Origin of the sequence: Streptosporangium carneum (assembly GCF_027922005.1) — a bacterium.
Taxonomy (GTDB): domain Bacteria; phylum Actinomycetota; class Actinomycetes; order Streptosporangiales; family Streptosporangiaceae; genus Streptosporangium; species Streptosporangium carneum.
The window spans coordinates 285,430-298,508 of record NZ_BSEV01000005.1 but is presented as its reverse complement, the minus strand read 5'-3'; the positions used below and the strand labels follow the sequence as shown (position 1 = coordinate 298,508).

Here is a 13,079-nt window from a genome sequence, read left to right as displayed (position 1 = left end):
ACGCGGCCCGCCTCGAAGGCGTCCCAGGCGCGGTTTCAGGAACGCAGCGCGGGAACCGCCTCGCCGTCGCGCCCTGCGATCCTGTGCAAGGGCGTGTCGGAAGGCCTCTCGGCGGGCGGCGCGTCCAGCGCCCTGACCAGGCGCTCCAGGTCGTGCATGAGCTGCTCGGTGCGTTCCGTGCCGAACGCGGCCTCGATCATCCGGTGATGTCCGGCCACCGCGCCCTCGACCCGGTCGAGCAGCTCGGCTCCCCGGTCGGCGAGGAAGACGGCGACCTTGCGGCGGTCGACCGGGTCGTGCCCGCGGTAGACGAACGCGCGGTCGATGAGCCGGTCGATCGCCTTGGTGAGCGTCGGATGCGGCATCAGGACGGCCTCGGCCAGATCCCCCATCGAGTGGCCGCGGTCGTCGGCGAGCGCGCGCAGGATGCGCCACTGCTCGACGCTGACGTCCTCCGCGGTGAGCGCGGCGGCGAGTCCTCGGTTGACACTACGCTCAGCCCGGCTGAGCAGGTAGGCGAGCGAGGATCCCAGCCCGGTCGTCACCATGTGAACCTCCCGTCTGTATCCCAGCTGAGTAACGGACATGCCATACCCGTCATTTTAGGAGGATACTCGGCGATGTGGCAGAAGCCATCACATCCGTCATCGAGCCCTTGGAAGCGCAGCTGCTCCAGGGGGTGACCCTGCGCGTCGGACTCGTGGTGCCCGTCTCCGGGGTGCTCGGGCTCGTCGGGCCGTGCGCCATCAACTGCGCGGTGCTCGCCGCCGACGAGGTGAACCTCGCGGGCGGCATGCTGGGCAGGCCGATCGAGCTGGTCCTCGTCGACGGGGGCCGCCCGGCGGAACAGGTGGCGGCCGAGGTCGGGGAGCTCGCGCGCAGCGGCGTGGTCGACGCGGTGATCGGCACCTGCGGCAGCGACGTCCGGATCGCGATCGTGCGGGCGCTGGCGGGGCGGACGCCGTTCGTCTACGCCCCGCCGTACGAGGGGGGCGGCCGCGCTCCCGGGGTCTACTTCCTGGGCGAGACGCCCGACCACCAGCTCAAGCCGGGACTCGACTGGCTGATCGAGCTGCGCCGCGCCCGAAGATGGTTCCTGCTGGGCAACGACTACGTCTGGCCCCGCCTGGTCCACGGGGCCGCCCGCCGCCATCTCGCCGCCCGAGGCGCGACGGTGGTCGGCGACCTGTACGTCCCCTGCGGCAACCACGACCTGGGCGCCATCCTGGAGCAGATGGTGGCCAGCAGGCCGGACGCCGTGCTGCTCAGCCTGATCGGCAGCGACCTCGTCAACTTCAACCGCGCCTTCGCCGCGGCGGGCCTGGGCTATCCCCGCCTCTGCGGCGCGCTGGAGGAGCACGGCCTGCTCAGCATCGGCGGGGACGACACCGGCGAGCTTTACGGCGCGATGGGCTATTTTTCCAGTCTGGTGACCGACGACAGCCTCAGTCTTGGGGAACGTTACACTCGTCGCTTCGGATCAAACGCGCCGATGCTCAACGGGCACGGCCAGGGTTGTTACGAGGCGGTGTTAATGCTTGCCGCGCTCGCGAGGCGCGCGGGGACGCTCTATGTGCCCGCGGTCGACGCGATCGCCGACGGCACTTCGATCGTCACCGCGCGTGGGCGGCTGACACTCCAGGACCACGGAGTGAGGCGCGGGGCCCACATCGGCAGAGCGGACGGTCTCGACTTCGACATCGTACGTTAACAACTTTCCCCTGCAAACTTTTCCTTTTCAAGGATTCGTCCTAAAGTGACGCCTGCACATCCTCTTCTAGGAGTTGTTCCATGACCACTGACCCCTCCCTGGAACAGTTCGGCTACAGGCAAGAGCTTCGAAGGTCCCTCAGCTTCAACGACCTGCTCATCTACGGCCTGATCTTCATGGTTCCGATCGCGCCGTTCGGCATCTTCGGCAGCGTCTTCCAGGCGTCCGGTGGCATGGTCGCACTCGCGTACATCATCGGCATGGTCGCGATGGCCTTCACCGCGTTCTCGTACGCGCAGATGGCCAGGGCCTTCCCGATGGCCGGGTCGGTCTACACCTACGCGGGCCGGGGCATCGTCGGCCCCGTCGGCTTCCTGGCCGGTTGGGCGATGCTGCTCGACTACGTGCTGGTGCCCGCCCTGCTCTACCTCATCGCGAGCCTGGCGATGGCCTCGTTCATCCCCCTGCCGGTGTGGGGATGGCTGATCGTGTTCGTGGTCCTCAACACGGTCGTCAACTACCTGGGCATCCAGATGACGGCGAAGATCACCCGGATCATGCTGATCGGCGAGCTCATCGTGCTGGCGATCTTCATCCTCATCGGCCTGTTCGCGCTGCTCCAGGGCAAGGCCCAGACGGGCGCGCTGACTCCCTTGTTCAACCCGGACACGTTCTCCTGGCCACTGGCCTTCGGCGCGGTCTCCGTCGCGGTCCTCTCCTTCCTCGGCTTCGACGGCATCTCCATGCTGGCCGAGGAGAGCAAGGTCGACAGCCGTAAGATCGGCCGCTCGATGATCGCGGCGCTGGGCCTGGCGGGCGCGCTGTTCATCGTGCAGACCTGGATCGGCGCGCTGCTCACCCCCAACCGCAGCCAGCTGCTGAACACCGGCGACCCGGCGGGCACCGCGTTCTACGACATGGCCGAGTTCGCGGGCGGTCACTGGCTGAGCATCCTGACCGCCGTCGCCACCGCCATCGCCTGGGGCTTCGCCAACTCGCTGGTCGCCCAGGCCGCCACCTCGCGTCTGCTGTACGCGATGGCCCGTGACCGCCAGCTGCCCGCCTTCCTCGCCAAGATCCACCCGAAGACCAAGGTGCCGGTCAACGCCACCATCCTCGTGGCCCTCGTCTCCCTGGCCGTCGGCCTCTTCCTGGCCGACCGTGAGGACGGCGTCGCACTGATCAGCGGCCTGGTCAACTTCGGCGCGATGACCGCCTTCCTCGCGCTGCACCTGTCGGTGATCGTCCACTACGTCTTCCGCAGCGGCAGCCGCGCCTGGTGGCGGCACCTGTTCGCCCCCCTGATCGGCTTCGGGATCCTGGTCTACGTGGTGATCAACGCCAGCATCGCCGCCCAGCTTGTGGGCATCGTCTGGCTCGCCATCGGCGTGCTCGTGCTCGCCACCTTCTTCGCCTACGGCCGCCGCCCCCTGCTGGCCGCCCTGGGCGAGTCGCACGACGGCCCCATCAAGTAACGCCTCGGCGTCCTGACCGACGACCTGCCGCACACCCCCCGCAACCCCCTTTCGATCACGCAAGGACAGACCACATGTTCGAAATCTTTCTTGAGGTGGAAGAGGGCTTCGCCTCTGCCCTCCTCAACGCGGTAACGAACCTCAGCCGGGCGGGTGTGCGGTGAACGTCTTCTCCTACAGGCCCTCTCCCGAGGATCTCAGCTACACCTTCGGCGGCAGGCCCGCCGTCGCCAGGATCGAACCCGGCGCCATCGTCGAGATGTACACCGAGGACTGCTTCGGCGGCCGGGTCCGCTCCGTCGACGACCTGCCCTCGCAGGTCTGCGAGTTCCCCTACCTGAACCCCGTCACCGGCCCCTTCCACGTCGAGGGCGCCGAGCCTGGCGACACGCTCGCACTGCACTTCGTCACCATCGAGCCCGCCAGGGACTGGGCGGTGTCGGCCACGTTCCCGCACTTCGGAGCGCTGACCGGCACGCACACCACCGCCATGCTCACCCCGCCGCTCGACGAGGTCGTCTGGCACTACGACATCGACGTCGAGGCGGGGGTGGCCCGTTACCACGCCCGCAAGAGCGACTTCACGGTCGAGCTGCCGCTCGACCCGATGCACGGCACGGTCGGCGTCGCGCCCGGCGCGTCCGAGGCCCGGATGACGATCACCCCGGACGCCCACGGCGGCAACATGGACACCCCCGAGCTGCGCGCGGGCGTGACCGTCTACCTCGGGGTCAACGTCGAGGGCGCGCTGTTCGCGGTCGGCGACGGGCACGCCCGCCAGGGCCACGGCGAGGTGTGCGGCACCGCCATCGAGGCGGCGATGAACACCGTGGTCGCGGTCGAGCTGATCAAGGGCGTCGCCACCCCGTGGCCGCGCCTGGAGGACGACCACAGCCTGATGTCGACCGGCTCCGCCCGTCCGCTCGAGGACGCCTACCGGATCAGCCAGCACGACCTGGTGACCTGGACCTCCGAGGTCACCGGCCTGGAGACCCTGGACGCCTACCAGCTGGTCAGCCAGATCGGCGAGGCCCCGGTCGGCAACGTCTGCGACAGCAACTACACGATGGTCGCCAAGCTCCCCAAGGCATATCTGGGCGGGTCCGGCGTCTACGAGTCGGCCCACGAGCGCCTGCGCGCCCTGGGCCGGCAATACCTCGCCCAGCGCTGACGGCGGGGGCCCGCGCGGGGAAGGCGTCCCGCGTCGCGTACCGCCGGGGTGCGCGGCGCGGGACTTTTCCGTTCACGACCGGGAGCGGCCCGAGCCCGTCCGGTTCCCGCCTCCCTGACCCGGAGCGCTCGGCTCACGACCAGAAGCGGCCTGAGCCCGTCCGGCGGCCCCGGTTCCCGCCCCCTGAGCGGCTCCCCGGTTCCCGCCCCCTGAGCGGCTCCCCGGTTCCCGCCTCCTGAGCGCTCAGCCCGCGCACGCGGTCACGATGTCCTCGCAGAGGGCGTGGGTGACCAGGGCGTCCTCCGCGTCGACGCGCGTTCCCGAGCGGACCGCGCCGAGGAACTCCAGGCAGGCCCCCTCGATGCCGCGCTGCCGGGAGACGGGGGTCCAGTCGCCGCGGCGGGTCAGCGTCTCCGCGCCCGCCTGGTCGACCACGTCGGCGAGGTTGACCACCCGCCGCTTGACTCCCCCGCCCATCACCTCGACGGTCTCCTCCGCGGCGCCGCTCACCCTGCTCATGATCCCGAACGCGGTGAAGCCGTCCCCGGACAGCTCGAGCGTCACGTGTTCGAGCAGACCGTCCCTGACCCTCGCCCGGACCCCGGTGTGCTCGACCCGCCCGGGCGCCAGGAACCTCAGGGTGTCCACGACGTGGATGAAGTCGTCGAAGACGGTGGTGCGCGGGTCCTCCAGGAGGTTCCTCCGGTTCTTCTCCATCATCACCAGGTGGCGGGGCAGGTCGAGCAGGGCCGCGTACGACGGCGCCCTGCGGCGGTTGAAGCCGACGAACAGCGACAGGTCCCTCTCGCGGGCCAGCCGTACCAGGCGTTCGGAGTCGGCCAGCGTGTAGGCGATCGGCTTGTCCAGGTAGACGTGGACGCCGGCGCCGAGCAGAGGTTCGACGATCTCCGCGTGGGCCTCGGTCGCCGCGTGCACGAAGGCGGCCTCGACCCCGGCGTCGATCACCTCGTCGACCGAGGTGAGGCGGCGCTCGATCCGGTAGGTCTCGCCGAGACGACCGAGGGTGGCGCGGTCGCGGGTGCACAGGTGCAGGTCGAGGCCCGGCGTGGCGGCGAGCACCGGCAGGTAGGCCTTCTGCGCGATGTCCCCGAGGCCGATCATGGCGATCTTCATGCCCAGAGCGTACGGCCCGCCCCGCGGGGGTTGTGCGGCCCCCGGGCGCGGAGTACGGTCTGACTTGTTGACTAAATTTCGTAATTGGTCAGAAAGTCATGGGAGCGTACGGTGCCAGGACGACCGAGACAGGACCCCGACCGCGCGGACCGGATCCTCGACGCCGCGGCCGACCTGCTCGTGCGCCTCGGTTACCGGAAGGTCACGGTCGAGGACATCGCGCAGCGGGTCGGGATCGGCAAGGGCACGGTCTACCTGCACTGGCCCACCAAGCAGCAGCTCTTCGAAGCCCTGCTCCTGCGCGAGTCCATCGCCTACATCGGCAGGCTCACCGACGAGCTGCGCCGGGACCCGGCCACGGTCCTGCCGCATCGCCTGATGGCCGCGTCGTTCCTGATCGTCCACGACACTCCTGTGCTGCGCGCCATGTTCAACGGCGACCTGGAACGGCTGCAGGCCAGGATGACCGACAGCGCCATGCGCGGCCACGAGCTGCTCGCCAGTGCCAGGCTCTTCGACGTGCTGACCCGCCACGGCCTGTTCCGTGACGACGTGCCGAACCTGACGTACGCGTTGAGCGCGACGAACAGCGGCTTCATGCTCCTCGACACCCTGGACCCCGCGTCCGCCAGGCTGGAGGTACGGGCGAGGGCCGACTCGCTCGCGCACGTCGTCCGGACCGCCTTCGAGCCCGCGGTCCCGCCGGATCCTCAGGTCCTGGCCACGGCGGCCGCGGAGCTCCTGGGCGTCATCGAGGACGTGGTCCCGCCCTACCGCGAGTGGATCTACGGCTACCAGCGCACCTCAGAGCCGGGCTGACCAGCCTAGGCGACCCGCGGGCACGGCCTGGCGCGCCCCACCCGCGGGAAGCGAATCCGATCAGAGGAGAGATCTCCATGCCGAACGCCACCCCCGCGCCGATCCCCGCCCAACGCCCCAACCACTTCGACCCGCCCACCGCGCTGGCGCGACTCCGCGAGAGCGCCCCCGTCAGCCCCCTGGCCTACCCCGACGGCCATACCGGATGGCTGGTCACCAGCCACGCCCTCGTCCGCGCGGTCCTGGCCGACCCCCGCTTCAGCGCCAGGGCCGAGCTCAACCACCTCCCGATCCCCCGACCGGCCCTCACCGGCGGGCCCCAGCCTGCGCCGCCGGGCGTCTTCAGCCGGATGGACCCGCCCGACCACACCCGCTACCGGCACCTGCTCACCGGCCAGTTCACCGTCCGGCGCATGCGCGGGCTCACCGCGCGCGTCCAGCAGATCACCGCCGAGCACCTGGACGCCATGGAACGGCACGGCCCGCCGGTGGACCTGGTGCAGTCGTTCGCGCTGCCGATCCCCGCGCTGGTGATCTGTGAGCTGCTGGGGGTGCCCTACGCCGACCGGGAGCACTTCCAGCGCCATTCCGCGGCGCTGATGCGCCTGGACAACTCCCCGCAGGAGATGGTCGCCGCCTACACCACGATGCAGGGGTTCATGCGCGAGCTGGTGCTGGCCAAGCGCGCCGAGCCGACCGACGACCTGCTCAGCGGCCTGACCGGCGCCGACCTCACCGACGAGGAGCTCACCAGCATCGGCTTCGTGCTGCTGGGCGCCGGGTTCGAGACCACCGCCAACATGCTCGCCCTGGGCGCCCTCGTCCTGATGGAGCACCCCGGCCAGCTCGCCGTCCTGCGCGCCGGCCCGGACGCGGCCGGCCAGGCCGTCGAAGAACTGCTGCGCTACCTGAGCGTGATCCCCTTCACGACCCGGACGGCCCTCGAGGACGTCGAGCTGGACGGGCGACCGGTCAGGGCCGGTGAGACGGTGACCGTCTCGATTCCGGCGGCCAACCGCGACCCGAGCCGGTTCGCCGACCCCGACATCCTCGACCTGCTCAGGCCGGGCGGCGGGCATCTGGCCTTCGGCCACGGCGTCCACCAGTGCCTGGGCCAGCAGCTGGCACGCGTCGAGATGCAGGTCGGTTATCCGGCGCTGTTCGACCGGTTCCCCACTCTCCGCCTGGCCGTCGACCTCGAGGAGGTGCCGTTCCGCGACGACATGATCATCTATGGCGTGCACCGGCTCCCCGTCACCTGGGACGCGTCGTAGCCTGGGAGCCCTCACGTTCGCCCTTCCGCCGACGTCGCCGCCGGTTCCCGGACCGGCGATCACGCCGTACGGCCGGACGGACGCCTCCGGCCGCACGGCCTCCGCGGCGGAGCGGACGCGCCGTACGACTCACGCCGCCGAGGCCAGGCGGTCGCGCCACCAGGCGATCGTGGCGCTCAGCGCCTCGTCCATCGGGGTGGGCGTCACCCCGAAGGTCCTCTGGAAGTCGGAGGAGTCCAGGACGAAGGGCCTGACGAACTGGTAGCGCAGTTCCTCGAGCTCGCCGAGCATCGGGGAGAAGAGCCCCGCCGCGCGGATCATCCAGTGCGGCATGGCCTTGACTCCCGGGTTCCGGACGCCCGCGAGCGCGCACAGCCGGTCCGCGATCTGGCGGGTCGTCATCGGCTCCGTCGTCGGGACGTGCCACGCGCGCCCCCAGGACCGGTCGTCGGCGGCGGCCGTCACCAGGGCCCTGGCCACGTCGGGCACGTAGGTCCAGCTGTGCGGCTGGTCCGGGTCCCCGATGACGCGGACCGGCTTGCCGCCGAGCATCTGGGGGACGAGCCTCTCCCCCAGATGCGACTGGTCCAGGCAGCCGGGACCGAAGTAGTCGGAGCCACGCACCTCGGTCACGCGGACCCGGCCCGCCTCGTGCGCGGCCAGCGCCTCCTGCCAGACGCGGAGCCTGACGGCCCCCTTGGCGCTGGGCGGCGTGAGCGGGTCGTCCTCCCGCATGGGACGCTCCGGCGCGGCGTAGACGTAGAGGTTGCCGAGGACGACGTATCCCGCGCCTGCGGCCTCCGCCGCGCCCAGCAGCGACTGCGCCATCGGCGGCCAGTCCTGGGCCCAGCGGTGGTAGGGCGGGTTGACGCAGTTGTAGAGGGCGTCGGCCCCCCTGGTGAGCGAGGTCATCCGCTCCCGGTCGGCCGCGTCCGCGGCCACCTTGCCGACTCCGGGAAGATCGGGGCCCGACCCGGAACGGCTGACGAGGACGACCTCGTGCCCCTGCTCCGCCAGCAGCCGCGCGACCTGGGAGCCGACCTGTCCCGCTCCCGCGATGACGTGCTTGCCCATGACTCTCTTCCCTTCGACGGGTTTCATTCGGTTGGGTGTGATGTGGTTCTCACTGCCGCTCACGGTCTCTCACTGCTTCCAGAGCACCCGCAGCGCGGCGTTGACGACGTAGACGGCGGCGAAGACGACGCCCGGGGTCAGCCGCCCCGCCATGACCAGCGCCGCGGCGCCGCCGCCGAACCAGAGGACCTCCAGGGCGACCCTGGCGAGGCCGGTGAGCGGGATCTGCGCGCCGTTCGCGGCGCCGAAGACGGCCCAGACCACGATGAACAGGGCCGGCGCGCCGAGGCCGAGGAGCAGCTTGACCGGCCAGTTCTGGCCGACGGTGAAGCCCCAGTAGCAGGTCGAGGCGAGAACACCCAGTTCCAGCAGGAACATGACGAGAAGGTTGGCGTTCTTGGCCAGGGACAGCATCCTGGGCTCCTTAGAGATTGACGTTCCGTTCTGAGAGCAATGCTCTCCCTGTTGAGCATGGTCCGTCAAGAGCAGTGCTCTTTTTTATTCTCGGTGCTCTGATATGGTCCTGAGCATGAGCTCAAGCCGAACAGCACGGGAGCGGGTCAGGGCAGAGCTGACCCGCGAGATCACCGACATCGCCCGAGGCCAGCTGGCCACAGAAGGGGCCTCGGGCCTGTCCCTGCGCGCGGTCGCCCGCGAGATGGGGATGGTCTCCTCCGCGATCTACCGCTACTTCCCGTCGAGGGACGACCTGCTCACGGCACTGATCATCGACGGCTACAACGCCGTCGGCGAGGCCGTGGAGAACGCCGACGCGGCCTGCCCGCGCGAGGACCACACCGGCCGCTGGCTGGCGGTGTGCCATGCCGTACGGGACTGGGCACTGGCCCACCCTCACGAGTACGCCCTGCTGTACGGCTCACCCGTGCCCGGCTACAAGGCGCCGATGGACACCGTCGCCGCCGCCGTCCGCGACACCGCCGTCTACGGGCGGATCGTCTCCGACGCCCACCGCGCGGGAGCCCTCAACCCGCCCGCCGTCTGCCCGCCTCCGCCTCCCTCGTTCACCGAGGACGCGGGTCGCGTGCGCGAGGTCATCCCCGAGGTCCCCGACGACGTCATCGTCCGCGCCCTGATCGTGTGGACCGGCCTGTTCGGCTGGGTCAACTTCGAGGTGTTCGGCCAGTTCAACAACGTGCTCCTCGACCCCACGACGGCCTTCGACCACTCCATGCGCTGCCACGCCGGCTTCCTGGGCCTGCCCGTCTGACCCCGCTAGGCCCGGCCCCCTCCCCTCCGACACACGAGCGGCGACACCGACCAGACCGGCCGCCTCCTCTCGCGCCGGTGCGGCGAGCGGCGGCACCGAGCGGATCGGCGCGAACGGGCGACGCGCGGCCCGGTGAACGCTTCCACCACGGCTAGCTTTCGGTCAGCAGCGTCCGGTACTCCTCGGGGAGCCCGAGCATGACGTCGAGGAACCCCTTCTCCGTGATCGCCTCACGCAGTGTGGTGAAGACGGCCTGGACCTGCCTGCGCCCCTCGTCCGGCTGCACGCCCTGCCGTTCGGCCACGCGGGAGGCGAAGCCGTCCAGCGGCATCCACTCGCTCGTGGGAAGGCCCGCGGCCCTGCCCCGTTTCAGCGGCTCGTGAAGCGGAACGGCCAGCTCACCGATCAGATTCTCCGCCCGCCCCGCGGCGACGCACTCGGCGAGCGTCTCCAGCACGGCCTCGGTGGCGCGGTGGGCCGCGGCGGCGTCGAGGTCGGCCCTGCTCGCGACCCGGACGAGGAACTCCTCCGCCGGCATGATCTGGACGTCACGCCGCTGCGCCTCGGCGATCAGGGAGTCGAAGTCCTCCGGCAGGCAGGCCGCCATGTCGGCGACCGCCTCGGGTTCCACCGCCTCTCCCAGCAGCCAGAAGACCTCCCGCGCGTGTCGTGCGGCCACCTCGACGTCCACTTCCTCACGCTCGGCCACCCGGCGCAGGAACTCGTCCACGTCGAAGGACCCGGGATCCCTCCCCGCGTGGATCCACGGTTTCACACGTGCGGGCAACCGCTGGAGCACGTTCCCGCTCCCGCCGTAGGGGAGCCGCTCCCCCAGCGTCTCGAGCGTCGCGCGCACGGCGCGCTCCGCCTCCTCGGTGCCGAGATCGGCGTACTGCTTCAGGGTGTCGATGAACTCCTCGTAATCCACGGCTCGCTCCTCACCCGGCTCGTAGGGCAACGCATGCGCTCCGGTCTTCCTTTTGGTCAGCTACCCCGAATCCCGAATCGGCCACCAATGGCCCCGGTCAACTCGGCGTAGAGCGAAGTAGAGCGAAGAAGACGGACAGGAGAGGCGGGGACGGCGGGCGGGCGCTCCCGGACGGCCGGGATCGTCGACGCCCGGACGGTTCCCGGTTCCCCGCCGGGACCGCCCGTGAGCACTATGCGGAACTTTGCGGTTCACCTATTGACGTAATAAATCGAATTCCGTTTGATTGGCGTCAATCCCGCGGCGGCGCCCTCTATTGAAGTTCCGTCCGCCGTGTCACCGTCCGCCCCAAGGTCGGTCTTTTGTCGTTTTTATGTACGGTTTGCACCGTACGAAGGAGTGAAAGAATGCTGAGAAGCCGCTTCATGTCATCCCTTTCCGCGATGGCGCTCGCGGGTGCGCTGGCGGCCACGCTCCCGGCGTCCCCCGCCTCCGCCTCCGCCGCCACCGCACCGATCTGCGCGACCGAGTGGAGCTCGACCAAGGGATACGCCGGCGGTCTGGTCGCCTCCTACAACGGCCACAACTGGCGGGCGAAGTGGTGGACGAAGAACAACGTCCCCGGCGGCCCCTCCGGCATCTGGACGGACCAGGGAGCGTGTGAGGCCAGCGAGGGGAACTTCGTCGTCACCGAGGCCCAGTTCAACGAGATGTTCCCGAAGCGGAACCCCTTCTACACCTACAACGGCCTGGTCACCGCGCTGAGCGCCTACCCCGCCTTCGCCGGGACCGGCAACGACACCATCAAGAAGCAGGAGGCCGCGGCCTTCCTCGCCAACATCAACCACGAGACGGCCGGCCTGTTCTACATCGTCGAGGTGAACACCGCGAACTACCCCCACTACTGCGACCTCAAGCAGCCCTTCGGCTGTCCCGCGGGCCTGTCGTCCTACTACGGCCGCGGCCCGATCCAGCTGAGCTGGAACTACAACTACAAGGCGGCAGGCGACGCGCTCGGCATCGACCTGCTCAACAACCCGAACCTGGTGCAGACCGAGGCCTCGGTGGCCTGGATGACCGGCATCTGGTACTGGATGACCCAGAACGGTCCCGGCACGATGACCCCGCACACCGCGATGGTCAACAGCCGGGGCTTCGGCGAGACGATCCGCAGCATCAACGGCTTCCTCGAGTGCGACGGCGGCAACCCCCGTCAGGTGCAGAGCCGCATCGACGCCTACAAGAGGTTCTCCGCGATCCTCGGGGTCGACCCCGGTGACAACCTGAGCTGCTGACCGCGAGGCGGCGCCATGTCATGACAAGAAAGGGGGCGGCTTATCGGCCGCCCCCTTTCTTTGGATTTATTCACCCCTTCTGACCCGTGCCGGGAAAAACAGACGGAGGAACGACGAAGGTTCGAGGGAGAAAACGCGAAACACTCGCTTCCCCGACGAGAAGCCATTTTCGGTCCGGGAAACGATTTCGGCTTTCCACTTTCGGCGTTCCCGGCGCTCCCGGCGTTCCCGGTGTTTCTCGCGGGACCGCTCGGGCAACACCTTGCCGCCGACAGCGAAACGGATCGCCCGGCGGGACCGTTCGACCGGCGTGAGCGTCGGGGCGGTGGATCCGCTCCCACGCCCACAACGACCTCAGCGCTGTATCACGCACACCAGGTAATGGTCCGGCAGCTTCTCCCTGACCCCCACGATCAGCCCCTCCCGGCGCGTGAACCGGCAGGCGGCGTAGGGGGCTCCGGCGCCCTTGAGCACGAGTCCCCCGCGCAGGCCGTTGGCGTGGCAGGTGACGGAGCCTCGCTCGTAGAAACCGAGGTACGCGTCGGGATGGACATTGGCCACGCGGTACCCGCCGACGCCGAGAGGACTGTCGACGGACTCGACGATCTCGGCCTGCGCGGGGAACGCCGTGGCGGCCAAGGCCGTGGCCGGCCCCAGGGGGAGGACACGTCGGAACATGACTGTCTCCAATGGCTGGGAACGCTTTCGAGCCTCCGGTTCCGGCGATGCCGGCGATTCCCGCAGGACCATTCGACCTCAACGGCCCGCCACCGATAGCGGGACGAACAACAGCAGGCAGCGACATCCAAGGCGGAGTTTTACACAGGAAACTTTCCTAAATAATACCGAAGACACCGAGAATCCCCCAATGAAGATCCTCTCCGTCGCCACCATGAAAAGACACGCCCCGAACCAGACTTTCCTTCCCCGCTCCGGCACCCGTACGGCACGCCGGAAGCACCCACCTCCG

At 69.5% G+C, this 13,079-nt stretch carries 13 protein-coding genes; 7 read left to right on the top strand and 6 right to left on the bottom strand.

Annotation, left to right across the window (positions count from 1 at the left end; genetic code table 11):
• Nucleotides 1-35: 35 nt before the first annotated feature.
• Nucleotides 36-548, bottom strand: coding sequence for a MarR family winged helix-turn-helix transcriptional regulator (locus tag PKF00_RS14820; RefSeq protein WP_271218073.1), 513 nt, complete (start codon nucleotides 546-548; stop codon nucleotides 36-38).
• Nucleotides 549-622: 74 nt separating this feature from the next.
• Between PKF00_RS14820 and PKF00_RS14815 the strand changes: the two genes are divergently transcribed.
• From PKF00_RS14815 to PKF00_RS14805, 3 genes are all read left to right on the top strand, one after another.
• Complete coding sequence (locus PKF00_RS14815; protein WP_271218072.1) at nucleotides 623-1,711, top strand: substrate-binding domain-containing protein; 1,089 nt, start codon at nucleotides 623-625, stop codon at nucleotides 1,709-1,711.
• 80 nt (nucleotides 1,712-1,791) lie between these two features.
• On the top strand, nucleotides 1,792-3,186 hold the full coding sequence (locus PKF00_RS14810) for an APC family permease (RefSeq protein ID WP_271218071.1): 1,395 nt from the start codon (nucleotides 1,792-1,794) through the stop codon (nucleotides 3,184-3,186).
• Nucleotides 3,187-3,346: 160 nt separating this feature from the next.
• Nucleotides 3,347-4,357 carry an acetamidase/formamidase family protein gene (locus tag PKF00_RS14805; RefSeq protein ID WP_271218070.1) on the top strand — a complete coding sequence of 337 codons (1,011 nt, stop codon included), beginning with the start codon at nucleotides 3,347-3,349 and terminating at the stop codon, nucleotides 4,355-4,357.
• 243 nt (nucleotides 4,358-4,600) lie between these two features.
• On the opposite strand, the gene PKF00_RS14800 is transcribed toward PKF00_RS14805, so the two are convergent.
• Entirely contained in the window at nucleotides 4,601-5,491 is an 891-nt protein-coding gene (locus tag PKF00_RS14800; RefSeq protein WP_271218069.1) for a Gfo/Idh/MocA family protein, read from the bottom strand.
• 111 nt (nucleotides 5,492-5,602) lie between these two features.
• Between PKF00_RS14800 and PKF00_RS14795 the strand changes: the two genes are divergently transcribed.
• Together PKF00_RS14795 and PKF00_RS14790 are read left to right on the top strand one after the other, a co-directional pair.
• Nucleotides 5,603-6,310 carry a TetR/AcrR family transcriptional regulator gene (locus tag PKF00_RS14795; RefSeq protein ID WP_271218068.1) on the top strand — a complete coding sequence of 236 codons (708 nt, stop codon included), beginning with the start codon at nucleotides 5,603-5,605 and terminating at the stop codon, nucleotides 6,308-6,310.
• Between the two features lie 77 nt (nucleotides 6,311-6,387).
• Complete coding sequence (locus PKF00_RS14790) at nucleotides 6,388-7,584, top strand: cytochrome P450 (protein WP_271218067.1); 1,197 nt, start codon at nucleotides 6,388-6,390, stop codon at nucleotides 7,582-7,584.
• A 129-nt stretch (nucleotides 7,585-7,713) separates the two neighbouring features.
• Here the strand turns inward: PKF00_RS14790 and PKF00_RS14785 are convergent, their stop codons facing one another.
• Nucleotides 7,714-8,658, bottom strand: a complete 945-nt coding sequence (locus PKF00_RS14785) for an NAD-dependent epimerase/dehydratase family protein (protein ID WP_271218066.1) — start codon at nucleotides 8,656-8,658, stop codon at nucleotides 7,714-7,716.
• 69 nt (nucleotides 8,659-8,727) lie between these two features.
• Nucleotides 8,728-9,072, bottom strand: coding sequence for a YrdB family protein (locus PKF00_RS14780; protein WP_271218065.1), 345 nt, complete (start codon nucleotides 9,070-9,072; stop codon nucleotides 8,728-8,730).
• Nucleotides 9,073-9,187: 115 nt separating this feature from the next.
• Between PKF00_RS14780 and PKF00_RS14775 the strand changes: the two genes are divergently transcribed.
• Nucleotides 9,188-9,886 carry a TetR/AcrR family transcriptional regulator gene (locus tag PKF00_RS14775; protein ID WP_271218064.1) on the top strand — a complete coding sequence of 233 codons (699 nt, stop codon included), beginning with the start codon at nucleotides 9,188-9,190 and terminating at the stop codon, nucleotides 9,884-9,886.
• Between the two features lie 151 nt (nucleotides 9,887-10,037).
• On the opposite strand, the gene PKF00_RS14770 is transcribed toward PKF00_RS14775, so the two are convergent.
• Nucleotides 10,038-10,814 carry a DUF2267 domain-containing protein gene (locus tag PKF00_RS14770; protein ID WP_271218063.1) on the bottom strand — a complete coding sequence of 259 codons (777 nt, stop codon included), beginning with the start codon at nucleotides 10,812-10,814 and terminating at the stop codon, nucleotides 10,038-10,040.
• A 425-nt stretch (nucleotides 10,815-11,239) separates the two neighbouring features.
• On the opposite strand from PKF00_RS14770, the gene PKF00_RS14765 reads away from it, so the two are divergent.
• On the top strand, nucleotides 11,240-12,109 hold the full coding sequence (locus tag PKF00_RS14765) for a glycoside hydrolase family 19 protein (protein ID WP_271218062.1): 870 nt from the start codon (nucleotides 11,240-11,242) through the stop codon (nucleotides 12,107-12,109).
• A gap of 354 nt (nucleotides 12,110-12,463) precedes the next feature.
• On the opposite strand, the gene PKF00_RS14760 is transcribed toward PKF00_RS14765, so the two are convergent.
• Nucleotides 12,464-12,787 (bottom strand): hypothetical protein, encoded by a 324-nt coding sequence (locus tag PKF00_RS14760; protein ID WP_271218061.1) that lies wholly within the window; start codon nucleotides 12,785-12,787, stop codon nucleotides 12,464-12,466.
• Nucleotides 12,788-13,079: the final 292 nt, after the last annotated feature.

Coding starts and splice junctions, on each gene's coding strand:
- PKF00_RS14820 (WP_271218073.1), bottom strand. CDS start 548: ATGGTGACGACCGGGCTGGGATCCTCGCTCGCCTACCTGCTCAGCCGG.
- PKF00_RS14810 (WP_271218071.1), top strand. CDS start 1,792: ATGACCACTGACCCCTCCCTGGAACAGTTCGGCTACAGGCAAGAGCTT.
- PKF00_RS14800 (WP_271218069.1), bottom strand. CDS start 5,491: ATGAAGATCGCCATGATCGGCCTCGGGGACATCGCGCAGAAGGCCTAC.
- PKF00_RS14790 (WP_271218067.1), top strand. CDS start 6,388: ATGCCGAACGCCACCCCCGCGCCGATCCCCGCCCAACGCCCCAACCAC.
- PKF00_RS14785 (WP_271218066.1), bottom strand. CDS start 8,658: ATGGGCAAGCACGTCATCGCGGGAGCGGGACAGGTCGGCTCCCAGGTC.
- PKF00_RS14780 (WP_271218065.1), bottom strand. CDS start 9,072: ATGCTGTCCCTGGCCAAGAACGCCAACCTTCTCGTCATGTTCCTGCTG.
- PKF00_RS14775 (WP_271218064.1), top strand. CDS start 9,188: ATGAGCTCAAGCCGAACAGCACGGGAGCGGGTCAGGGCAGAGCTGACC.
- PKF00_RS14765 (WP_271218062.1), top strand. CDS start 11,240: ATGTCATCCCTTTCCGCGATGGCGCTCGCGGGTGCGCTGGCGGCCACG.
- PKF00_RS14760 (WP_271218061.1), bottom strand. CDS start 12,787: ATGTTCCGACGTGTCCTCCCCCTGGGGCCGGCCACGGCCTTGGCCGCC.